Origin of the sequence: Acidisarcina sp. (assembly GCA_035539175.1) — a bacterium.
In the GTDB taxonomy this organism is placed as follows: Bacteria; Acidobacteriota; Terriglobia; order Terriglobales; family Acidobacteriaceae; genus JANXZS01.
Genome location: DATLIY010000009.1, coordinates 469,514 through 493,278 on the forward strand (window position 1 = coordinate 469,514; position 23,765 = coordinate 493,278).

Below are 23,765 nucleotides of genomic sequence, written 5' to 3' on the forward strand. Positions count from 1 at the left end.
CTATTTTTCCGCGCTGACGGCGGCATGCACATCCTTACTTTGCGCCACAGTGCTGAGGTAATTGTTGATGGCAGCAGCGGCCTTCCGTCCCTCGGAGATGGCCCACACCACTAGCGACTGCCCTCTGCGCATGTCACCCGCGGCAAAGACGCCATCGACAGAGGACATGTAGTTTTCGTCAGTCGCCACGTTTCCGCGAGCGTCCAACACCAGCCCGAGTTGCTCGATCATGCCGGCACTGACAGGACCGAGGAAGCCCATCGCCAACAGAACCAGATCGACATCCATCACAAATTCGCTGCCGGCCTGCGGCTCAAACTTTGGCGGAGGCCCGACGCGCACAGCATGAAGCTGCTTGACGTTGCCGTTTTCATCGCCCGTAAACTTGACGGTGGAAACGCTCCAGTTCCGGGTACCGCCCTCCTCGTGCGCGCTTTCCGTGCGAAGCTGCATAGGCCAGAGTGGCCATGGCGTCAGCGGCGAGCGCTCCGTCGGTGGAGTCGGCATAATCTCGAACTGCTCCACCGACTTGGCTTTCTGGCGGTGGCTGGTTCCGAGGCAATCAGCGCCCGTGTCCCCACCACCGATGATGACGACGCGCTTGCCCGTTGCGAGGATCTGATCCGGAACCTCGTCGCCTTCGCAAACGTGGTTCTGTTGCGGCAGGAACTCCATGGCGAAGTGGATACCCTTGAGTTCGCGACCGGGAAGATTCAGATCGCGCGGCTTCTCCGCGCCGCCCGCGAGCAGCACTGCATCGAATTCGCGGCGCAGCTCCTCAATGGCGACGTTGACGCCCACGTGGGCTCCGGTAACAAACTTAACGCCCTCCGCAATCATCTGCTCGATGCGGCGGTCGATGACGTGCTTCTCCAGCTTGAAATTCGGAATGCCGTAGCGGAGAAGGCCACCAATGCGGTCGGCTTTTTCGTAGACGGTGACAGAGTGTCCGGCACGGCACAACTGCTGCGCGGCGGCAAGGCCCGAGGGACCAGAGCCGACGATGGCAATGCGCTTGCCGGTTTTAAACTCCGGCGGCTCGGGCTGGATGTAGCCCTCACCGAAAGCATGCTCGACGATGCTCTTCTCAATGGTCTTAATGGCTACCGGAGGCTTGTTGATGCCGAGAACGCAGGCGGCCTCGCATGGAGCTGGACAGATTCTTCCCGTGAACTCAGGAAAATTATTGGTCGCATGCAGACGGCGGATCGCCTCCTGCCAGCGGCCACGATACACAAGATCATTCCAGTCCGGAATGATGTTGTTCACCGGACATCCGGTGTGACAGAAGGGGACGCCACAATCCATACATCGCGCGCCCTGCTCCTGCTGCTTCTCCTGGGGGAAGTCCTGATAAATCTCGAACCAGTCGTTCACTCGTTCCGCGACCGGCCGACGTGTCGGAAGCTCGCGGGGAATCTCCATGAATCCGGTAATCTTACCCATGCTGTACCTGCCCAACCACTGCTAGAGATGGCGTTTGAACATCCTTGACGGAAGCCGCGGTGGCTTGGTTTACGCCAAGAACGCGTTTGTATTCGTGGGGGAATATCTTGATGAAGCGGCGCAGTACTTCCTCCCAGTTCTCCAGGAGCCATGCGGCGCGAGGGCTCCCCGTCAGATCACGGTGACGGGTAATGAGCGTGTGAAGCAGCGTGATGTCGGCTGGATCGACGACCGGCTCCAGGTCCACGGAAGCAAGGTTGCAGCGCTTGGCCTGGAAGTCGCCCGCCTCGTCGAAGACATAGGCGATGCCGCCGCTCATGCCTGCTGCGAAGTTGCGTCCCGTAGACCCGAGCACGGCGACCAGCCCATTCGTCATGTATTCGCATCCGTGGTCGCCAACGCCTTCCACCACGGCGGTGGCGCCGGAATTCCGGACCGCAAAGCGCTCGCCCGCGACGCCGTTGAAGAAGGTCTCGCCGCTGGTCGCTCCATACAGCGCGACGTTGCCGATAAGGATGCTCTGTTCCGGCAGGAAGCCTGAGTTGCGCGGCGGATAGATCACAATGCGTCCGCCGGAGAGTCCCTTGCCTACATAGTCATTGGCCTCGCCTTCCAGGCTGAGCGTCACGCCGTTGGGCAGGAAGGCTCCGAAGCTCTGCCCTGCGGATCCGTTGAAGTGGTAGCGAATCGTCCCGTCCGGCAGCCCCTTGGACCCGTAGCGCCGGGCGATCTCGCCGCCGAGCATAGTTCCCACGGTGCGATGCACATTGCGGATGGCAAAAGTCGCCTCGACCGGCTTCTGCTTCTCCAGCGCAGGCTTGGCCACCTGGATGAGTTGATGGTCGAGCGCCTGCTCCAATCCGTGATCCTGCGAATGGATGCAGCGGCGTGCGACACGGCCAGGCAGCGGAGGATTGTAGAGGATGGTCGCGAGGTCGATGCCGCGCGCCTTCCAATGATCTGTAGCCAGCTTCGTCTCCAGCATATCCACGCGACCGACCATCTCGTCCATGGTGCGGAAGCCAAGTTGTGCCATGTATTCGCGCACCTGCTCGGCAAGGAAGAAGAAGAAGTTGATGACGTGCTCAGGCTGCCCCTTGAACTGCTTGCGCAATTCAGGATCCTGGGTGGCGATGCCGACCGGGCAGGTGTTCAGATGGCACTTGCGAATCATGATGCAGCCCATGCTGATGAGCGGCATCGTTGCGAAGCCGAACTCCTCAGCACCGAGCAGCGCGGCGATCACAATATCGCGGCCCGTCTGCAGCTTGCCATCGGTCTGCACGCGAATCCGGTTGCGCAGATCATTGAGCAGAAGAACCTGCTGCGTCTCGGCCAGCCCCAACTCCCAGGGCAAACCCGCGTGGCGGATCGAACTCAGCGGCGAAGCGCCGGTGCCGCCGGTATCTCCGCTGATGAGCACAACATCCGCATGCGCCTTGGCGACGCCGGCAGCGACGGTGCCGACACCAACCTCAGCCACCAGCTTGACGGCGATGCGCGCCATGGGATTGACGTTCTTGAGATCGTAGATCAGCTGCGCCAGATCTTCGATGGAATAGATGTCGTGGTGCGGCGGAGGCGAAATCAATCCGACGCCGGGGACAGAGTGGCGCACGCGGGCGATCACTTCATCCACCTTGTGGCCGGGAAGTTGGCCGCCTTCACCGGGCTTGGCGCCCTGTGCCATCTTGATCTGCAACTCGTCGGCGTTCACGAGGTAGTTGGCGGTGACGCCGAAGCGCCCCGACGCTACCTGCTTGACCGCACTGCGGCGAAGGTCGCCATTCGCGTCCGGAGTAAAGCGCTCTTCGTCCTCGCCACCTTCACCTGTATTCGACTTTCCCCCGATGCGATTCATGGCAATGGCAAGGGTCTCGTGCGCTTCCTTGCTGATGGAGCCGAAAGACATCGCGCCAGTGGTGAACCGCTTGACGATCTGGCTGGCTGGCTCCACTTCCTCCAGGGGAACGGGGTTCTTGCCAGGCTTGATCTGCATCAGGCCGCGAAGCGTGCAGATCTGGCGGCTCTCCTTGTCGAGCAGGTCAGTGTATTCCTTGAACGTCTTGGCGTTGGCGGAGCGCACAGAGTGCTGCAGCTTGCTGATGGTCAGCGGATTGAGCAGGTGGTACTCGCCACCGACCCGGAACTGATGGTTGCCGCCAACTTCGAGATTCGTCTCCGAATCGCTCAGTGGCTGGAAGGCATACTCATGCTTCATCTGCGCTTCGCGCGCCAGCACATCAAGGCCAACGCCTTCGATGCGCGACGCGGTGCCGTTGAAGTAAGTATCAATCAGCTCCTTCTTGAGCCCGACCGCCTCAAAAACCTGCGCCCCGCGATAGCTCTGCAGGGTGGAGATTCCCATCTTCGAGAAGGTCTTGAGCAGCCCCTTGTTGATCGCCTTGATGAAGTTCTTCTGTGCGTAATCCGGAGTAACGCCGGCGGGCAGATAGCCGCGGCGAGAAAGATCGCGCAGGGTTTCGATGGCCAGGTAAGGATTGATAGCGCTGGCGCCGTATCCGATGAGCAGCGCGAAGTCCATTACTTCACGCGGTTCGCCCGACTCCACGATGAGCGCGACCTGGGTACGAGTCCCCTCGCGGACCAGGTGATTGTGAACCGCGGCCAGGGCCAACAGGCTGGGAATCGGGGCGTAATGCGGATCCACTCCGCGATCGGAGAGGATCAACAGCGTGTAACCCGAACGCACGGCGAGCGAGGCACGTTGGCATAGCTCTTCCAGGCCGCGCTTCAGGCCCTCTTCGCCCTCGGCTACGCGATAGAGCGTAGGCAGCGTGGTTGCCAGCAGATCCCCGCGGGAGACACGGCGCAGCTTCTCCAACTCGGTATTGCTGAGCAGAGGGTGCGGCAGCTTGAGGGTGTGGCAGTTCTGTGGCGCCTCTTCAAGGATGTTGCGCTCCGTACCGATGAAGCTGATGAGCGACATCACCATCTCTTCACGAATGGGGTCGATGGGCGGATTGGTGACCTGGGCAAAGAGCTGCTTGAAGTAATGGAACAGCATCTGCGGCCGGTCCGAGAGACAAGCCAGCGGAGTGTCGATACCCATCGACGCAATCGGCTCTTCACCCTTGGCTCCCATGGGCTCAAGAATGGTCTTCACGTCCTCTTCGGAGTAGCCGAAGGCACGCTGGCGGCGCAGCAGGGTGTCGCGGTTGGAGCCAAGCACGCGGGAAGGCTCCGGCAACTGATCGAGCGTGATCTGATTCTCGCTGAGCCACTCGCCGTAAGGCTTGCGGGAGGCGAGCCGCTGCTTGAGCTCCTTGTCGGAGACCACGCGCTTCTCCACCAGATCGACAAGGAACATCTTGCCGGGCTGGAGACGGCCCTTCTTCTTCACATTCTCCGGCGGAATATTCAACACGCCCGCCTCGGAGGCGAGGACCACCATATCGTCACGGGTAATCACGTAACGGCCAGGGCGCAGGCCATTGCGGTCGAGCGTCGCACCGATGACGCGGCCATCGGTAAAGGCGATCGCGGCGGGGCCATCCCATGGCTCCATCAGCGAGGCGTGATACTCGTAGAAGGCTCTTTTCTCGGGCTTCATGTGCGGATTGCCCGACCACGCCTCCGGAATCATCATCGCCATCACGTGCTCCATCGAGCGGCCGGACTGCAGGAGCAGCTCTACAGCGTTGTCGAAGGCGGCAGAATCACTTCCACCGGGAGAGATGATGGGAAAGAGCTTCTGCATGTCGTCGCCAAAAAGCGGAGACTGCAGTACGGACTGGCGGGCACGCATCCAGTTCACATTGCCGCGCACGGTGTTGATCTCGCCGTTGTGCGCGACGTAGCGATAGGGATGGGCAAGCTGCCAACTGGGAAATGTATTGGTCGAGAAGCGCTGGTGCACCAGGCAGAGCGCGCTGGTCACTGCCGGGTCCGCCAGCTCACCGTAGAAGTTCGCAATCTGCGGAGCCAGCAGTAGCCCCTTGTAAATGATGGTGCGCGAGGAGAGCGAGGGGATGTAGAAGGTCTCCCGGTCCTCGATGTCCGACGCGGCAATTTCTACCTCGGTGCGCTTGCGGACAACGTAGAGCTTGCGCTCGAAGGCGTCTTCGGTCATGCCATCCGGACGCCCGACGAAGATCTGCTGGATATAGGGCTGCGAGGCGCGCGCAACGCGGCCAATGGCGGAGCCGTTACACGGAGTATCGCGCCAGCCAAGAACACAGAGGCCCTCTTCCCGAATGATTCTTTCGAAGACGCCTTCGCACTTGAGCCGGTCGTGCTTTTCCACGGGAAGAAAAACCATTCCCGCGGCATACTCGCCGGGAGCGGGCAGATAAAAGCCCAGCGTGGCACACTCGCGCACAAAAAACTGGTGGGGAATCTGGATGAGGAGCCCGGCGCCATCGCCCGTTTCTGCATCGCAACCGCAGGCGCCACGATGCGTGAGGTTAATGAGAACCTCAATCCCCTTCACAATAATGTCGTGGCTCTTCTCGCCCCGGATGCTCGCTACAAAACCCAGACCGCACGCATCCCGCTCATTTGCCGGATCATAGAGACCCTGAGCAACAGGCAGGCGATTGAAAGAAGATACCTCGGACATTACTTCCTCCCCTGCAAACCGCCCATCCTTCAAAAGAGAATTCGAAAAGGTAGACGGATCCTCGCTCGGCGCGAAGACCGGTTTCAGAATTCTTCATCTTTCGAACTTTGTTAACTCCGGATGGCCGCTGCAGTTCCTGATGGTTATCTCTCGATGATAATCAAACTGGCTCCCGGATGCGAGAGATATTTCCCGGGTTGCATTACTTTTACCACATGTGGCGGGTCAACCATTCGGGCGAAGGCCAGAAAAACCGCAGAAAATAACGTGGCCCGGTCGCGGGTTTTACCTGAAGACCGGGCCAGAAAAATTATTGAGACTGCTGCTTATTGACGCTACTGCGACGAAACCGGCAACTGGGAAGAGGCAGCCGGCATATTAAAGGCTTCGGCCAGGCTATCCAGGTCTGCCCTCACCTTTGCCCAACTGGATATGGTTACAGCATCGTAGTCTTCATCCCGCAGAAGTCCTTCAATTCCCTGGGAGCTGTTGAGAACCATGCGGAGATTGTCGTCGGCCTGCTTTTTATCCCGGAAGTGGCTCAGCAAGTGGTCCGTCTGTACCTGAAAATCGCGGACCTGGGTCTTTGCGTCCCTTTCGCGGCTGGTTCTGCGAATCGGAGTGTGATGGATGCTGGCATCGAAGGCCGACCGGAAAGACTTGGTATCTTCCCTCAGATTCTGCATCGTGTGGGCCACGTCGCGGTCGTTCATCCTGGATTGCGCGAGCGCGCTGGATGCGGAGAAGCCGGAGAAGAGCAACGCGCCGATCGAGATCGTCTGGAGCAAACGATTCATATCTACCCCTTTCTGAATGCGCGCTTCGGGACGAGACAAGGTGCGAAGCTGCCAACCGAAGCTATAAAGCTTGGATGCAGCCTCCGGACCTGCCGCAACTATTCGACACAAGCCATTTAAATAGAGCGACTTGTGGCAGATCCCTCGCGTTGAAATGCCGAGTTTGCTAGTTGGCAATCTGCCACAGCGCGATTCCGCCGGTCAGCCCCTGCTCGTTTTCGATCAGGGTGACTTCAGGACGCGGCTCGATCTCCAGCTTGCGGGAGTTGCCGCCGCCGATATACAGGTGGTCCCAGTTAAAGAGTGCCTCAGTCTGGGCAATGGCGCGTTCCACCAGGCGATTCCATTTCTTGTGACCGATTTTGTCCAGCGCAGCTCTGCCGATCAGCTCCTCGTATGTCTTGCCCTTGCGCCAGGGATGGTGCGCGAGTTCGAGACCGGGACAGAGGCGGCCATCGGTATAAAGCGCCGACCCGACGCCGGTGCCAAGCGTGAGAACCAGTTCAACGCCGCGGCCACGGATGGCGCCATACCCCTGCACGGCGGCGTCGTTGCAGACACGCACCGGCTTCCCCCATTTCTGCTCCAGCGTCTGCTCTAGGGGGAATCCAACCCAGCTCTTGTCGAGGTTGGCGGCGGTCAGGGTCTCGCCCTGCTTGATGACTCCAGGAAAGCCCACAGAGACGCGGTCAAATGCGGGCATCTGCGCCTTCATCTCGTCGAGGATCGCCAGCATCTTGCCCGGAGAGGCGGGGTGGGGGGTAGGGACTCGCAGGCGCTCGCTGACGGAGTGGCCCTGGGAGTCGAGCGCCATCATCTTCAACCCACTGCCGCCGATGTCAATGGCCAGAGTAGTTAGATTGCGCCAATTCCCCTGCCTGCTTCGAGCGGCCTTGCCACTGCCTGTCTTCGTGGCTCGCCTGGTCTGGCCCTGTTTGGTTCCCGCTTGTTTCGATCTACCCTGTTTTGTGCCTGCCCGCATTGGGTTACTCCTCGCAGATAGAAATACGCCAGATCTTGAGAATCCGCACCGGATGCGCTGTCTCTTCGATTCGCTGCAGGATCGTTGGCAGAACTTCTGGATTTAGAAGCCCCGGCGCGATCGCCGTACTATACCTCGCCATCATACGGTGGGTTTGCACCGGTCAGAAAGTCCCCCCATGCGACCACTTGCGTATACACCGTATACTCAGGCTGCCATGAAGCCACACGCATTTGGCTTTTGCAGCTATCTGTAGCCCATGGAGGAAAAAAGAAAGCCAATGATTCTGCGAGTCCTGGAAGAGATGGCGGATTGGGATAGCAAAGAGGATACCGCGTGGCACCTGGTGCGGCAGAGCCAGAGTCGGAAGACGCTGCCCATGCTGCTGATTCCCCAGCCCGCGCATGCCGTGCTGGCGGGCGATCTGGCAGCAGCGCTGCTTCCCGATGCATTTGGAGAACTGCCGGCGAATGTGCTGCACGCGATCCGTATGCACGATACGGGATGGGGGATCCTGGACGCCGCGCAGATTCACCGGGTACGAAACCCCCAGGGCAAACCGGGTGGCAAAGTCCAGAAGGCGTCGGCGGTAGAGGTGGTTTCCTTCCTCGACGTTCCTCCATCGGAGGCAGTGGGGGCCTGGAAGTCCTCTATTGAAGAGATGGAAAAGGTAGCGCCGGAAAGCGCTTATATCGTGAGTCAGCACTTCTCTCTGCTGTCCGCCCACGAGGAAGATCGCGCCCATGTGGCCTTTCGTAAGCAGGAGAGCGCACGGCGCGAGCGCATCCTGAAGACCGCGAAATGCGGCGTAGCGGATTTGGAGCGGTGGACGGATGCGCTCGGCTTCTGCGACCTGCTTTCGCTGTACCTGTGCTGCGGAACCACGGCAGCGGCCACGCTGCCACGCAGCCACCCTTCCCGTCCCACAGACGCGCCTACAGTACGGGTGCGTCAACAGGGACAGACCATCCTCATGAGCGAACCAATAATTCGCTCCGGAACGACGGTGGAGGTCCACGGAATTCGCCATCCGGCCCCTGCCGCCGGATCGGCAGCGCAGGGCGTGAACTGGATTTTTGCCTGAAGACCATAAAACAGGGTCTTGCACCATGCCTGGTGCAGAGATGCGCTTCGAATAGGCACCTATTTGCACCGGAATGATGCATAATCGGACATCGAGCATGCAAGGTTTTGCACACCCAGTTGCCTGAAAATGTTATAGATAGTTACCAATTATCTAAAAAGTACCTACATTGTAAATCCCCAAAGTGACCTCCTCATAGGACACTGAACACACGATCGTGCAATTGCTCCAGGTATGGTTCAAAACCGATGGGAGATGTGCGAGCTTTTCACTTTGTTTTCGCGCCTCTTTTCAGGATGATCCCTAGACCGGGAACGGAATTTCAAACCCGGCACCGAGGGCGTGTAGAGGATCGGAACCGGTTATTTTTCCCGCGAAGATGCGGGCTTCTCAGGGTTGCGTTGACGGCTTTCGAGGTAGCAGTTTTTGTCCTCGTGTAGCGCGGAGGAACATGCAATGAGGACTCTGAGACCGGTCATTTGCGGATTTCATTCTCTCCATGATCCGCGCATTCAGGAACAACTGACTTTGAGCCTCCTCCGCGGACGGAGATGGAAAATCTACGCGAGTGGCAGGGGAGTTGCAAGTAGGCAGTACGATCCGTGGCCTAACTTGCGTTTGCCATAACGACGGGCCCGGTTGAGAAGCACCAGGTTAGACGCCTCTACCGGATACTTGGCCTTGTTCCGCCTAGCGTCTAGGCACGAGCACACATACATGGAACTGACAGCGAGCGGACCAATGATGAGCATGATCAATCGCGGATGGAAGCAGGCGGCCTTAGCGGGTCTTCGTTACACGGCAATCCTGAGTGTTATCGCAACTCTGGGCGTATCGGTGGAGGCGCAGTCCGTGCGATCCATCCCCAGCGCCACGAAGGTAGCCGGGACCGGCTCCCACGGCTTTAATACCGATTACGGGCCGTCTTCCAGCGTGGAGCTCAATGCCCCGTCCAGCAACCTGTTTGATGCACAGGGCAACCAGTACATCTCGGACTCCGGGAACAACTGCGTTCGCCTGGTGGATAGCAAGAGCGGAAATATGGTGACAGTGGCTGGACTGACGCAGTCCGGATCTACGGACACCTGCAACTCCAGCCTGAACTCCACGCCCACGGCAGCACAGGGTCTGCTTGCGCCGAGCGGGCTTGCGCTTGATTCAGCCGGCAACCTATACATCGCGGACACAGGCCACAACTGCGTGCGCCGACTGGGTGCCGGAGCGACCGGATCGGCAAATCTGGTAACAGTGGCCGGTGATTGCACCCAGCCAGCCGCCTCTGCGGTGACGCCGGCTCCTTATGGGCTGGCATTCGACACCGCGGGCAACCTGTATGTCTCCACCCAGGACAATGCCAGCGGCGTGAACCAGGTTGTCCTGCATCGCCCTGCGGATGGCGCAACGACCGTCTGCCGCGTAGCGGGCGCAGCCTCCGCATTGGTGCCGACGGCGTGCAACAGCGGCACCCTACCCACTCTCAGCAAGCCTGCCGGCCTGGCCTTTGATCCGGTGGGCGACCTCTTCATCGCCGATAGCGGCAACGGCTGCGTGCGCGAAATGACCCCCGCCGGAGCCTTCAGCACGGCGGTTGGACTCTGCACCAACGACGGCACCGGGTCGAGCGCCACGGCGCTCTCCAGCCCCACCGGACTGGTCTTTAACCAGGCGGGCAAGCTCTTCGTCAGCGATACAACCAAGTCCCAGGTCTACGAATTCCTCCAGCCTGCAACGCTGAATCTGATTGCGGGTCTCTCGACCGGCACCTCAGGAACCTATGCGGTGAGCCAGGACGGCGCGCCAGCGATCACGGTTCCCCTGTCGTCGCCACAAGGTATCTCGGCGGATCCGATGGGCAACGTGATGGTGGTCGACTCGCAGAACAACATCGTCCGTATGCTGGCGGCGGGCTTCCGCTTCCCGGACACATCCGTGAATTCCGCCAGTCCATCGCAGACCGCATTCTTCGTCATTACCGCACCGGTAAAGCTCGCGTCCTCGGTGGGCAGCGGCTTCAAGATTGTCAGCAGCTCCTGCACTGGAACCCTGAAGGCTTCCACCACTTCCACTCCGACCACGTGCGGCGTTACGGTATCCTTTCAGCCTGTCTATCCCGGCGCCCTGCGCTCTCCTCTGATTCTTACCGACACGACTCCGAACACGAAGTACACCTGGGGATTGAGCGGCACGGGCCTGGGAGCGGAAGCAATCTTCTCTCCGGGTACGCTCAAGACCCTGCTGTCATCGCTGGCAAATCCTGCGGCGGTGCGTCTGGATGGCGCAGGGAATGTCTATTTCGCCGAGGGAGGGACTTCGGGCAATGGCGATCTCAAGGTCATTCCCGCAGGATCGACGACTCCATCAACGCTGATCGCTCCCGGCGCAGGTTTGAATACGCCCACCGCCATTGCACTGGACTCCGCTGGCAATATCTTCATCGCGGATAAGGGGACCAACAGCGTTTACCGATATGACGCAAATGGCGCACTCACTACGCTCGCTTCCGGCCTGAGCGATCCCGAGGCAATGGCGATCGACATTTTTGACAACCTGTATATTGCCGAGTCGGGCACGACTCCCGCGGTACGGGAGATCTACGCGGGTGGGCAGCAAGCGATCCTGGCCGGGCAGGGACCGATTGCCAACGCGAACGGTGTACCGGCAATTCAGGCCAAGCTGCTTACGCCAAGCGGGCTGGCAGTGGATGACCATGGGATGATCGTCGTCTCGGACGCCACAGGCTATCGCGTCTACTCCATAGACACCGGACGCATCATTCATTACCTGGTGGGGAACGGCACCACCACGGATACTGCCCCTGGCACAGCCCTGGGAACGGCACTCCAGAATCCACGCGATCTGGCGATGGATGCCGCGGGCGACGTCTACATTGCAGACGGAACCGGTAACAGCACAATCCTCGTCTACAGCAGCTCGCAGCAGAATCCGACCGTCACCACAATCGCCGGCACAGGAAGCGCAGGCAACACCAGCGGACCCAGCACCTCTGCCCAGTTGAACAACCCCATCTCGCTGGCGCTGGACGGCAAGTCGGATATCTACATCGTGGACGCTGGCAATCTGGCGCTGCGCGAGATCGTCTACAACCCGCCCGTGCTGGACTTCGGCACGATCAAGGTTGGCGATGTATCCCCTGCAATGACCGTGACGCTGTGGGACACGGGCAACAAGAACCTGACGCAGGTTTCTTCGTTGCTGATGAGCGACACGACAAACTTCTCACTGGACACTACAAGCACGCTGTGCGGCACTACGGTGCTCTCTGGCGCGACCTGCGATTACGGCTTCCGCTTCAATCCACAGTCAACTGGAGCCTTCACGTCGACAGCAACCCTGACCGACAACTCCTACAACACCACGCAGGTGATCACTTTGAAGGGTGGCGCCACGGCCGGGAACATCACGCCCTCCACGATCAACACGGCGACCTATACCGGCGTCTATGGCACTCCCTACACCTGGACCGCGGGTGTGACGGGCGATGGAACGCATACCCCCACGGGAACCTTGACCTTCACGATCAATGGCAATCCTGTGTGCCCGCCGCTGACGCTGAACGGATCGGCCCAGGTGAGCTGCTCTCCCTCGCCTACGGGATTGGCTGCCGGCACGTACACAATGACGATCAGCTACTCCGGCGACAGCGTGTACGCAGCGAACTCCACCACGGCTACGGCGACAATTCTGCCCGCACCGGTGACAATCACCGCCAATAGCGCCTCGCGTCCCTATGGACAGCCGAATCCTGTCTTCACCGGAACCATCACCGGAGTTGTACCCGGTGAGACCATCACCGCCACATACTCCACCACTGCTACGCAGTACAGCGCTCCCGGGATCTACCCGATTACGCCGGTTGCAGCGGCGGGTCCGGGTACTTCGCTGAGCAACTACGCCATCACAATCGTGAATGGAACGCTGACGATCACGCAGGCCGGGCCGGTCACGATCACGGTTGCCAATGCAACTCGCATCTACGGCGTGCCGAATCCAACATTCACGTCCACCACTGTGAACGGAGCGAACGGCGATACGATCACGGTTACCTACTCCACGACAGCGACGTTGAACTCGCCGGTCGGGACCTATCCCATCAACGCAACGCTCAGCGGACCATCGGCAACGGACTACAGCGGAGCGACCGTGGTTGCGGGCGTGCTGACGATTACCCAGGCTCCCACGAGCATGACGTTGACGAGTTCGAACAGCTCCCCGAAGACGGGCGACGCGGTCACCTTCACGGCAGTGGTCACCTCAACTTCGCAGATCACTCCGGATGGAACCGTGACCTTCGCCAATGGAGGCACCCCTCTTGGCACAGGGACGCTCGATGCCACCGGGCACGCCACCTTTACCACCTCGGCCCTGACTGCGGGCAACCATACCATCACGGCTACCTATCCGGGCACGGTGAACTTTATGCCGAGCACGGCTAGCCTCTCACAGGGTGTTGTGACGCCCGGATCCAACGGAAGCTTCGCCATTACGGCGACTCCGGCGTACCAGGAAGTGAAGGGAGCCGGCAGCAACGTCTACCAGGTCACGGTGAAGTCGCTGGACGGCTTCTACGGCCCGGTAACCCTGAGCTGTGCCGGACTGCCTGCCGACGCAACTTGTGCGTTTAGTCCTGCGACCGTGACGTTGACCGCGGGCGGAACCGCTACAACGACGCTGACCACCACAACCACGCTGAAGGATGCAGCGACAGCAGGCGTGAAGCTGCCAGCTCCGGGTGGGCAGGGCATGTTGCCTCTGCTGGCATGGACCATGTTCCCAATGCAGCTGAGCGGTGCAGCAACGCTGCTGGCAGGCGGACTGCGCCGGCGCAGGAAAGAGAGCTTCTGGAAGCGGCTGATGTTCCTGCTTCCTGTTGCGCTGCTTGTTCTGGGGCTATCGGGTTGCGGATGCACGGTAACCCAGTTCCACACCTACACGATTACAATTTCGGGGACCGGAACTTCGGGCGGTGCTCCGTTGACTGAGACGACTACAGTGACGCTTTCCGTCATTCAATAGAAATCGATGAATTCACGCCGGATTCTTGCATCGATAAGGGTCCGGCGGATTTACTATCTCGTTATATTTTCATTCTTTAGTATTTGTCCCGCGGAGGGTTCCCGACATGCAATCTCGCTCTATCCGTTCATTCGCAGTGTTGCTCCTGGCCGCAGTAACCGCTACGGCTGGAGCGCAGCAGGCTGCGCCGAACGCACACCCAGCGAAGCAACCTTCACCGTACTCGCGCGTTGATCTCTACGGCGGATATGCTTTCCTGGCTCCGAGCGGCAGTGTGGAGGGATTCAACTACCAGCGGATTACCACGGGGGCGGTGACAAGCGCCGCGTTTTACTTTAAGAAGAAAGTGGGCGCCCAGGTAGAAGCGGGCTTTCACCCTTACGGCTATGAGTCTCTAAAGAATCCCTACCTGGTGCCTGGCAGCGACTGCGCGTACACCGCACAGGCCGGACCGATCATCCGCTTCCCTTCCACGCATCTGGTTCCCTTTGTTCACGTGCTGGGAGGCGCAGCGAAGGTGGGTGGACCGCGCTTTCAGCCTTGCACCTGGGGACTGGGACTGACGGCCGGCGGCGGCCTCGACTACATTCTCCCGTTCTGGAGAAACCATCTCGCGGTGCGCGTCTTTCAGTTGGATTACGAGTACATGCACGTCGATTTCGGACCGACCAATCCTTATGGGCTCGCGGGCGGCAAGGCAAATATCAATGCTTTGCGCGCAAGCGGCGGAATGGTTTTGCGGTTTGGCGATCTGGCTCCTTACCCCCCGGTATCGTTTGAGTGCAAGGCAACACCTTCCGAGGTGTTCCCGGGAGACCCGGTGAATGTTACAGCGACTCTGACCAACGTTCTGGGAAACAAGAAGATCAACTACAAATGGACCTCCAGCAATGGGCCGGTCAGCGCGACTTCCCCGGAGATTTCAGTCGAGACCAAGGGACTGGCGGCAGGCACCTACAGCGTTACGGCGCATGCCTACGAAAACGGCAAGAACCAGGAGTTCACCTCCTGCACCGCGAGCTTCTATGTGAAGCCGATTGGGCCGCCGACGATCTTCTGCTCAGCCAGCCCGACGACCATCGCCCCGGGAGACAGCTCGACAATTACCAGCATTGCAACCAGCCCGGCCAATCGTCCGCTCACGTATTCTTACACCGCTTCCGCCGGACAGATCAGCGGCACCACGAACACTGCGCAGTTGACGTCGGCAGGCGTTCCTCCGGGGGTTATCACGGTGATATGCGCGGTGCAAGACGATATCGGGCAGAAGGCAACGGCGCCGACGAACGTCACGGTTGGCACACCGCCGATTCCTCCGGCTCCCAAGCCACAGGCTCTCTGCTCGCTGGCCTTCTACCGCGACAAGAAGCGCCCGGTACGCGTAGACAACGAAGCCCGCGCCTGCCTGGATGACATCGCGCTGACCATGCAGCATCAGCCGGATGCCCGTCTGGTCGTCGTGGGTGAACACTCGGCCGACGAACCGGCAACCACTGCCGCGGAGCGCGCCGTCAACACCAAGGCCTACCTGACTAACGAAAAGGGTCTGGATCCGGGCCGGATCGATGTTCGCACCGGAAACCGAGTGGGCAAGACCGCGGAGAACTATCTCCTGCAGCCGGGAGCCACTTTTGAGGACGTCCCGACAGCGCCGGTATCCAATACGCCAGTCAGTAAGCAGGCATACAGCACGGCAGCAAGCTACGCGGCAGCGGAGGCAAGAAAGCATCACAAGGCAACCACGCCCAAGCCGGCAGCCACTCAACCGAAGTCGATGGAAGGACAATCGACTCCTAAGAAGTAAGCAAAGATCGGCAGTAGAAGAAAGAGACCCGGCCGCGAGATTCGCGGCCGGGTCTCTTTCTTTGTGGCGTACCGCCCCCTAATATGCTCTACATGCCCTCATACTAGAGCACTGCCCCGTTGGGCCTATACGGAAGGAGTTTTTGCCTATGCTGCCGTTCTTAACGAGCCTCTGCAGTCCATCGATTCGCCACGTTGCACCGATTCTTCCTTCGCAAAGGATGAGACGACGGATATCTCGATGCGCACGCTGAAGACAATTCCTCTTGTAGTAGCAGAAGTCCCCGGAAGCACCCACACAGCCCCCAGAAAAACCGACAAGCGAGAGAACGCGGAGGGAAGCAGGCCCGAGTTTCGATGTGTATCGTAATTTCGTAATTTCGCAGTCGATATCGGGGTGCTTCGAGGCATTGCCTCAAAACAGAGCGAATCCCGGCGCAGAAGGCAGACACGCCGCAGCCTGGTTCAGAAGAGAGACGTCGATCCAATGGCACACGGGATCGCGGACAAAGCAATCATCCGCCCACGGGTTGGGTACCATTCGCACAGGATTGCCTGCAATACATAGCAAAAGAGGTGCTCTCCTATTTACGGGGAGCACCTCTTCTATACCAGCGCAAATAAAGTCCGATTGGAACAGCCTGTGCGGCAGGTTGAATCAGTTAAAGAACGTCCTGATCTACTGCATACCAATCTCTGTGAGCAGTTTCGGCTTCGCCTCGTCCACAGCCAACAGGTTGTGGCAGGCTGCGCAATCCTGCGTAATGGCCTGGCCGCTCTTGGCGTTGTGGCTGCCGTCATGGCAGCGGAAACAGCCAGGGTAACTGGTATGCCCAACATTGTTCGGGTGGGTTCCCCACGTTACCTTCATATCGGGGAAGACGTTCACCTTGTAGATGGAGTACAGGGATGCCGCAGCTTGCTTGACAAGATCGGCATGAGCGGACAGAACCTCGGGGCGCTGCGAACGGTAAAAGCTCTCGAGACCCGCCTTGATCTTGGTTTCCGCGTCTGCCTGGGAAGCGTAGGTCCCCTTCAGCAGTTCAAGCCCTTCCTTATGCACAAAAGGGAGTGTGGGGCTGATGCCGCCCTCGGCCATGATGCGGTTGACTGCGTCTTCCGGCGTCTGAAAGGTGTGAGCCGCACGGTTATGGCAATCAATGCAATCCATCACCCGCTTCTCACCCTTCACGGGGCCGGTCGCATCCGCTGACACAAACTCCGTTGTGCTGCCGTCAGGATTGCGCCTGCTTACCCAGGGAATGACCTGGCGCTGTGGGTCCGTCGAGATGTATTCGATGTGTCCGAGATGCACACCATGGATTCCCGTCAGGTGAGAGACGGAATCGCGCCCGCCCAGATGGAGCAGAACGAGGGTCTTGGTCATGGTGTTCGTTTCATCGTCGGCGAAGCTGGTCTTCACCAGCATTTTCTCTCCGATGTATTTTGCGGGTGTGTGGCAGCCCTCACAGATCTCACGTGCCGGCCGGAGACTGAGAACCGGGGAGTGAATCGGGCGCGGATAATTGTTGAGCCCTACCTCGATCAGCTGCTTAGTGCCGTTAACTTTGGCCCTCACGTAGGATCCGGCGCCTTCCCCCACGTGGCAGGCAACGCAATCTACATGGGAATGGCTCGATACTTGATATGCCGTAAATTCCGGCCGCATCACCACGTGGCAGGATTGACCACAAAATTGCGGCGTATCCATGTAGGAGACACCACGATAGCTTGCCATGCCGACGATGAGCAGATTGACGATGGTTGCCAGCAGCACCATATCGAACGCGCGGAGCAGGACCGGATCCGCCAGGTCGATCTTTGGATAGACGCTGGGCAGCATGCCCGCTTGCTTAAGGTGCTTGCGCCTTTGATAGATTCCTATCGGGATGAGGATCAGCCCGAAGATAAACAAAACGGGCAAAATCAGAAAAAAGATAATGCCCTGATACGGGTTAATGGCAACGTGGCCCAGAACCTGAAGGCACCAGAAACCGAGAAGCGTAAGAGCAGAGGCGCTTGTCAGTCCGGCACCGATCAAACTGATCGGGTTCTTACCCAGGTGGAAAAACGGTTGCAGCCACTTCTCTTTAAACCTGCCAGCCACGTTGCACTAACTCCGTTACTACGAATTAATGTTGCACTTCAAACAGTTATTTGACGAGGGATGTGTGAATATACGTCGCGACATCCTTGATCTGCGCATCGGTCAGCTTGCCATTGTAAGACGGCATCTTCCCTTTGCCATTCTTGATCACGGTGGTCATATCTGCGACAGTCGACTTGGTAAACGGTACGACCTTCATGGCCTTACCGGCAGGCGTATCGCCAGTGCCCGTGGCCCCGTGACACATCTGGCACTTGGCTTTGTATGTTGCCTCGCCCGTACCCTGGGCGAAACTCATCGTTCCAGTTGCCAGAACCATCAGACCAAGAATCCCAAATCGCTGAATCCGGTTTGTCATAAGAAAAGTTCTCCTTCTCCAAAATACGTGACCAGCATTACTTTATCAGCCCTGCTGTTAGAACGCATACTTCACGCCAAGGGTGTATACATTTCCACGGAAACTGCGCGGCGATGTCGGACCGATGGGTGATCCTTCTCCATAGCCGTAGTAATTCCAGTTCGCCTTCCAGGTCCACTGCGGAGCCAGGTCAAAGGCGATATTGGCATACGGCTGTTGATATTGCGACTGCAGCGATCCCGGAACCTGACGGGGATTCAGCATCGTATCGTGCCCATTGACTGCACTCATACGGTAGCCGAGGTTGGCATGCACACGCTTGACGGGCGCCAGCATAATGCTGACGGTGCCAAATTGTGTGGGAACCGAATAAATCGCCGGGGAATATACGGCTGTTGTTGTCGTGTAGATGCCGGCCGAAACCGCAGCCGCGCAACCCGTTCCGTTGACAACCGCACCCGCCGGAACCGTAGCGTCTACATAGCACACATCGGTCCGCGAGTAAACGTCGTCATAGGAGTAGCCGAAGTCCAGCGACCACTTTTCTCCAGGTGCGATCGAAGCGCCAAACGAGTAGTCGCGCGCGTGATCCAGATGGCGGGCATCGGATACGTTGTTGCGGCTTTCGTGCAGGTTGACAGCGCCGGAAACGTTGGCCCAGGTCCTCGGTTTATACATCGCGCGCACCCGGTAGTGCTGCTGCTGGCGCGGGCTGATGCGGGTAAAGGCGTTATCCGCATACATGGCGTCGGCGTTGAAGTTGACGCGCAGTTTGTCGGTTGGCTGGAAGGAGAGTCCAAAAAGCCCACCTTGCTCGTGGATCGGAATCGTATCCGCACCACTGACTGGCGTAGGTCTCGCAGTACAGGTACCGTCCGAATTCACCGTGTTCGAAACCTTCGAGCCTACCGCACAGTCTCCGCGCTGGGCCAAGAGCGGGGTGTAGGTTTCAACTGTGGTTAAGAGCGTGGAATCGTGGATCGTCCGGGTACGATAGCGATACCCCAGCGACAGTTTCAGCTTTGGCACTGGATCCCAATTTGCGAGAACCGTGTTGGTCTTGGCGTTCTGGCCAAGGAAGTTGTTGCTCATCGACAACAAATTGTCCGGACCGCTCCCCTTGGCGTGATACGGGCATGTGGCTGCCGTGTACGGCGGCGGGCAGGTCGAGGGATCAAAGGTCTGCGTCGGGGAGATCAAACTCGTTCCATACAGGCTCGATTCGCTGAAGCTGTTCCCTGCCGGATCGCGGAAAGCCCAGAAATCAAAGACATCTGAGATGGCAATCTTAGGTGTCACCTGAACCGTCACACCATAATCTCCGAGTACATTGATCCGTTTGAGCGAAGCCAGGTGGCCATTTTTGCCTGTTCCTACATCGACAATCTGGCGCTGTCCGGTACGGGCAAGATAACCCTGATAGAACTCGCTGTAGTTATTGACGTCACCATTTGCGCCGGTATAAAGGATCCGGCCGTTCATGCTGACAATCCCCTCCTTACTCGAGAAGCGAAACTGTTCGGTGGGGAACAGGGTACGGGTCGGCGAGTAACGAGTATGCGCGAATTCGCCAGAGCAGGTCGGCTTGATCGTATTGGTCGTGCCCGCGAGAACACAACTGGTGGCTGCAGGTGAAAAAATTTCGAGGCCGAGACTCACCGGAAGAGCCTGTGTCCCATTCAGAACCTGGTAATTCAGGCCTGTGAGTTTCAGCGTTGTATCGCCCCTGTAGTGCGTTACAAACTGGTCATAGCTCAGGGTGGTGTGCGGCGTCAGCTTGAAGTCGATACCGCCAGTGAAGGAGTCAGTGCTGTTTCTCCACCATTGATTGAGAAGTGCGTCGACAGCGCTGTGAATCGTACTATAGGTCGGTCCCTCAGCAGTATTCTTCGAATATCCGACGCGGAAACTCACTTTTGACAGTGGTAACACCGTCAGGTTCACATCCGTCATGCGGCGCACCGTATTGAAGAGGTGTGGCGTATCCAGGATGGGCACCTGAGGCACAGCCGTCGGCGGAATCAACGGGTTTGCCAGCAGATCGTAGTCAAAGTACTGCCGGTCGCGACGAAAACTGCTGTTGAACTCATAAATCCTGCTCTTGGACATGCGCAGCATGGTGACGTTGTTCGGGTCGCCTCCATAACCAAAACTGCTGGTCATCAGGTCGTCGAAGAACGGCGTCTTTTTGCTGTCTACCGAGTGCAGATTGAGTGAATGGCTGAGGATTCGCGGGCCGCTGTGCAGGTTGACCAGCGTGTCCCACATCGCTCCGCTGCCGGAGTGATCGTCGATATGTCCGCCAAGTTCGATGCTCTGGTGGGTGGCATAACCGCCAATAACCTTCTCCGTGGTGGGCGGCGCTTCTTGCGCACCGATTGGAAGAGTGGCGATGGCGAGTGCCAGCGTGGAGAGCCCAGCTAAGGCGCTCCCCTGAATCCGGTTCTTGCGGCCGGTTTGCAACTTCGAAAACAAAAGATTTCTCATTAGACTCGGCCCCCCTTATTTGAAGAAGAAGGAATTGGAATTGGATCCGTGAACCTGCGTGTGGCAAATCGTGCAAGCCTGATATTGAACCGCCTGATTGTGGAACGACGGGATGCCAGGAGCCGTAAAGGAGGAAGCCGTATGGCACTGCATGCACAGCGTGTTTACATTGCTGCGCGCCAGAAGTCGCGGATTTGGCGAGCCATGAGGCGTGTGGCACGAGGTGCAACCTTCGGTCTTTACCGGGGGATGCTCATAGACAAACGGACCTGCCGTTTCGGTGTGGCACTTGACGCAGACGGCATCGCCCTGGGCAGCCGTATGCAGACCCTTTGCCTGGAAGGTTCCATGAGGATCATGGCAATCGCTGCATTTCATCAGGCCTTCGTTCACCTTGTGGTGGAAGGGCTTGGAGAAATCCGGCTTGATATCTGTGTGGCACCCGTAGCACAGCGTTGGCTGGGATGCCTTGAGCAGGTGCTCCTTTTCGCCCTGTACGTGAATCCCGTGGCAATTGAGGCAGCTTACGTTTGCCTCTCCGTGGGCGGAGCGCTCAAAGTTGGCGTGCTTCCCCTGGTGGCATCCCAGGCACTTGTCGTCAATCTGCTTGGCGTTGGCCTTGGTAAAGCGGAAGATCTTGGTCACATCTCCGCCGCCGTCGACGTGGGCCTTGCCCGCTCCGTGACAACCCTCACACGTGGCGGTTTTATCGCCGTGCATTAGCGCAATCTTGCTGTGCGGATTGCCGCCGAGTCCTTTGGCGATATCTGCGTGACAGGTAGCACATGTATCTGACCCGACATAGTCTGCCGGATTTGCCGCTGGTTGGTGAGTGGCTGCCATGGTCTGAGGCTTTGGAGCATCCTTGGCATGAGCCAAAGGACCTCCCGCAAGGCAACTGCCCAGTGTGAATGCGAGGAAACCATATGCGCCTGCACGTAGCAGACGGGCTGTAGCGTTCAATGAGTCTTCCTTCGATCTGAAGAGGGTCATGAGCATGGATTTGCGCCCCCGGATAAAACTGGCCTTCGAGTTTCGATTTATTGCGCCTGATGTTAGCATGCGATTTACCCCAAACACCCGTGATGTCTGTCACATTCCAGCAAATTAAGCGACAAATTGATTCATCACTCGCGCCACAGCGGCTCCCCCGTTGGCCCGAAATAAGCTGTGAGGGCTGTCACAGACTTCAATTTCATGGATTGCGAAAATTACTGGTTACCGTCTTCCTGCCTCCGGCCGTAAGGGAGTAGGCGAAGGGATGAGCCGCTGTGACACCAGAAGCTTTTGACATGATGTTGAGCAAGCCTGCCAGACGATCGACTCGCCGCCTGGGCCGGGAAGAGGCAGCCCTGGCTGGCTGCGCTGCCTGCCCCAATCGCAAGCCGGGATGGTTCTGCAGCCTGGGGAATGACGTTCTCGCCGATCTTGACGTAGTCAGTAACCCGATCACCGCCGCAACCGCGCAGAATGTCTTCTCTCAGGGAGACGACTCGGACCACGTCTTCGTGCTCTGTGGGGGGTATGTCAAGTTAACGGCAAGTTCCAGCCGAGGCCGCAACCTCATCGTTCGCATCGCCGGACCGGGCGCAATTCTTGGGCTTCACGCCGCCATGTCTCAGCGCCCTTATGAAGTCTCTGCCGAAGCGCTTTCTGAAGCGCGCCTGCGCTCCATCAGCCGCGAAGATTTCATGGGGTTCCTCCGCCGCCACAAGGAGAGCCAGCTTCGTGCCGTACAGTGCGTCTGTCAGGAGTATCGCTTCGCTCTGCAGGATGCCTGCCGCATAGCTCTCACTGAATCCGTCGCTGCGCGCCTGGCACGGCTGCTCATCGAACTGGCACAGCAGATTGGGGAGTGGGATGATGGCGAGTATCATGTGCCGATCCTGCTCACGCACGAGGAGATGGCCAGCATGACCTGTACCACGCGCGAAACCATCACCCGCACCCTGGGCCAGCTTCGCAAGGAAGGAACTCTTTCAATTCACGACTCAATCCTCACCCTGCACGACCCGGAGAAGCTGCACAGCTACTTCTGAGAGCGGTCTTCACCGGACGCAGCTGACCGGGAATCATGGCGCGGCATCTGGGCACGGCGCAGCCAGGAAGCGCAGCCATGGTAGAAGCAGCTTAGGATAAGAGCGCTTCGCCCAGGACGCTGGCTCGCAGGCTCTCTCTATCCAGGCCGCTGTGCAGGGTAATGACGGGACAGCACGTCTGGGTAACAATCCTGTAAATCAGCCCCTGATGGAGGCCACCCACTGGCTTTCTTCGCAGATCTTCCTGCTGCACGGCAAGAACAATGGCCACCGCCCCAATGGAGGCAGCTACAGAAGCGATCGTCTCTCCAAGCTGCCCATGCTGCACCAGGCAATGCACCCGCTGGGTCAGCTGAACCTGCGTTCTTGCCATCTGCTCCAGCTTCTCCATCGCTCTCCGGACGCTTTCCGGACGGTCCGCCGCCGGCAGCGCAACGTGTAACAGATGCAGTTCTGCACCCAGGTAGTGCGCCATAGCGTCCGCAAACGGAAGCGCACCAATCGAATGCGTTGAGAATCCCGTGGCGAACAAAAGCCGTGGCGATTTTGTGCCCAGCGGGATGGATGGCATGGCATTCGATCCCACAGTCATGACCGGGCAAGGCGCAACCCGCAAGATCTTTTCGGCAACGGATCCGACGACGTCGCGATCGAATCGGCTTTCGCCATGGGTACCGATGACCAGCAGGGACGCGCCGTACTCCTCCACCAAATCGCATAGGGCATCGCGAATCATTCCTTCGCGCACTACCAGCTCATAAGGAATCCGTTCGCGCCGCAAGAGGGATGCAGCCATCTCCAGCCGCGCCTTCGCATTCTGCTCAATCTGGCGCGGGACAAATGGCGCGCCATTCAGGGAGTTGGAGTAAAACAGGGGATCTATCACATGGGCCAGAATGACCCTCGACTGCAGACTACGCGCCATCTCCACCGCTTTCAGCAGCGCGCGCTCTGCAAAAGGAGAGAAATCCGTCGCAACCACTATGGTTTCGAAACCGAGGGGGACACCACGCCCACTGGACCGCATACCTGCCCCCAAACCTGAA

At 58.8% G+C, this 23,765-nt stretch carries 13 protein-coding genes; 4 read left to right on the plus strand and 9 right to left on the minus strand.

Annotated features, from left to right (window positions below; genetic code table 11):
* From VM554_13630 to VM554_13645, 4 genes are all read right to left on the minus strand, one after another.
* Window positions 1-1,446, minus strand: a complete 1,446-nt coding sequence (locus tag VM554_13630) for a glutamate synthase subunit beta (GenBank protein HVJ09414.1) — start codon at window positions 1,444-1,446, stop codon at window positions 1-3.
* Window positions 1,439-6,028 carry a glutamate synthase large subunit gene (gene gltB / locus VM554_13635; protein HVJ09415.1) on the minus strand — a complete coding sequence of 1,530 codons (4,590 nt, stop codon included), beginning with the start codon at window positions 6,026-6,028 and terminating at the stop codon, window positions 1,439-1,441. Before gltB ends, VM554_13630 begins: the two co-directional genes overlap by 8 nt.
* A 335-nt stretch (window positions 6,029-6,363) precedes the next feature.
* Window positions 6,364-6,825 (minus strand): hypothetical protein, encoded by a 462-nt coding sequence (locus tag VM554_13640; protein HVJ09416.1) that lies wholly within the window; start codon window positions 6,823-6,825, stop codon window positions 6,364-6,366.
* Between the two features lie 166 nt (window positions 6,826-6,991).
* On the minus strand, window positions 6,992-7,807 hold the full coding sequence (locus VM554_13645; GenBank protein HVJ09417.1) for an ROK family protein: 816 nt from the start codon (window positions 7,805-7,807) through the stop codon (window positions 6,992-6,994).
* Window positions 7,808-8,087: 280 nt separating this feature from the next.
* On the opposite strand from VM554_13645, the gene VM554_13650 reads away from it, so the two are divergent.
* From VM554_13650 to VM554_13660, 3 genes are all read left to right on the plus strand, one after another.
* On the plus strand, window positions 8,088-8,891 hold the full coding sequence (locus VM554_13650) for a DUF3891 family protein (GenBank protein ID HVJ09418.1): 804 nt from the start codon (window positions 8,088-8,090) through the stop codon (window positions 8,889-8,891).
* 717 nt (window positions 8,892-9,608) lie between these two features.
* Window positions 9,609-13,925 carry an Ig-like domain repeat protein gene (locus VM554_13655; GenBank protein HVJ09419.1) on the plus strand — a complete coding sequence of 1,439 codons (4,317 nt, stop codon included), beginning with the start codon at window positions 9,609-9,611 and terminating at the stop codon, window positions 13,923-13,925.
* Between the two features lie 106 nt (window positions 13,926-14,031).
* A complete protein-coding gene (locus tag VM554_13660; GenBank protein HVJ09420.1) occupies window positions 14,032-15,729 on the plus strand; it encodes a hypothetical protein in 1,698 nt (565 codons plus the stop codon).
* A 678-nt stretch (window positions 15,730-16,407) separates the two neighbouring features.
* Here VM554_13660 and VM554_13665 read toward each other — a convergent pair.
* The 4 genes from VM554_13665 to VM554_13680 are packed head-to-tail and all read right to left on the minus strand — an operon-like array spanning window position 16,408 to window position 21,643.
* A complete protein-coding gene (locus VM554_13665) occupies window positions 16,408-17,835 on the minus strand; it encodes a NapC/NirT family cytochrome c (protein HVJ09421.1) in 1,428 nt (475 codons plus the stop codon).
* 46 nt (window positions 17,836-17,881) lie between these two features.
* The gene (locus VM554_13670; protein HVJ09422.1) at window positions 17,882-18,193 is read right to left on the minus strand and encodes a cytochrome c; all 312 of its coding nucleotides are present in this window, start codon (window positions 18,191-18,193) and stop codon (window positions 17,882-17,884) included.
* 57 nt (window positions 18,194-18,250) lie between these two features.
* Window positions 18,251-20,680: a hypothetical protein gene (locus VM554_13675; protein ID HVJ09423.1), complete on the minus strand. Its 2,430-nt coding sequence runs from the start codon at window positions 20,678-20,680 to the stop codon at window positions 18,251-18,253.
* 15 nt (window positions 20,681-20,695) lie between these two features.
* Window positions 20,696-21,643 (minus strand): DmsE family decaheme c-type cytochrome, encoded by a 948-nt coding sequence (locus VM554_13680; protein ID HVJ09424.1) that lies wholly within the window; start codon window positions 21,641-21,643, stop codon window positions 20,696-20,698.
* 308 nt (window positions 21,644-21,951) lie between these two features.
* On the opposite strand from VM554_13680, the gene VM554_13685 reads away from it, so the two are divergent.
* Window positions 21,952-22,719 (plus strand): Crp/Fnr family transcriptional regulator, encoded by a 768-nt coding sequence (locus VM554_13685; protein ID HVJ09425.1) that lies wholly within the window; start codon window positions 21,952-21,954, stop codon window positions 22,717-22,719.
* A 91-nt stretch (window positions 22,720-22,810) separates the two neighbouring features.
* Here VM554_13685 and VM554_13690 read toward each other — a convergent pair whose 3' ends face one another.
* Window positions 22,811-23,746 carry a universal stress protein gene (locus VM554_13690; GenBank protein HVJ09426.1) on the minus strand — a complete coding sequence of 312 codons (936 nt, stop codon included), beginning with the start codon at window positions 23,744-23,746 and terminating at the stop codon, window positions 22,811-22,813.
* Window positions 23,747-23,765 lie beyond the last annotated feature (19 nt).

Bases quoted from the DNA above. Each gene is read 5' to 3' on its own strand.
- VM554_13630 (HVJ09414.1), bottom strand. From the start codon at position 1,446: ATGGGTAAGATTACCGGATTCATGGAGATTCCCCGCGAGCTTCCGACA.
- gltB (HVJ09415.1), bottom strand. From the start codon at position 6,028: ATGTCCGAGGTATCTTCTTTCAATCGCCTGCCTGTTGCTCAGGGTCTC.
- VM554_13640 (HVJ09416.1), bottom strand. From the start codon at position 6,825: ATGAATCGTTTGCTCCAGACGATCTCGATCGGCGCGTTGCTCTTCTCC.
- VM554_13645 (HVJ09417.1), bottom strand. From the start codon at position 7,807: ATGCGGGCAGGCACAAAACAGGGTAGATCGAAACAAGCGGGAACCAAA.
- VM554_13650 (HVJ09418.1), top strand. From the start codon at position 8,088: ATGATTCTGCGAGTCCTGGAAGAGATGGCGGATTGGGATAGCAAAGAG.
- VM554_13655 (HVJ09419.1), top strand. From the start codon at position 9,609: ATGGAACTGACAGCGAGCGGACCAATGATGAGCATGATCAATCGCGGA.
- VM554_13660 (HVJ09420.1), top strand. From the start codon at position 14,032: ATGCAATCTCGCTCTATCCGTTCATTCGCAGTGTTGCTCCTGGCCGCA.
- VM554_13670 (HVJ09422.1), bottom strand. From the start codon at position 18,193: ATGACAAACCGGATTCAGCGATTTGGGATTCTTGGTCTGATGGTTCTG.
- VM554_13675 (HVJ09423.1), bottom strand. From the start codon at position 20,680: ATGAGAAATCTTTTGTTTTCGAAGTTGCAAACCGGCCGCAAGAACCGG.
- VM554_13690 (HVJ09426.1), bottom strand. From the start codon at position 23,746: ATGCGGTCCAGTGGGCGTGGTGTCCCCCTCGGTTTCGAAACCATAGTG.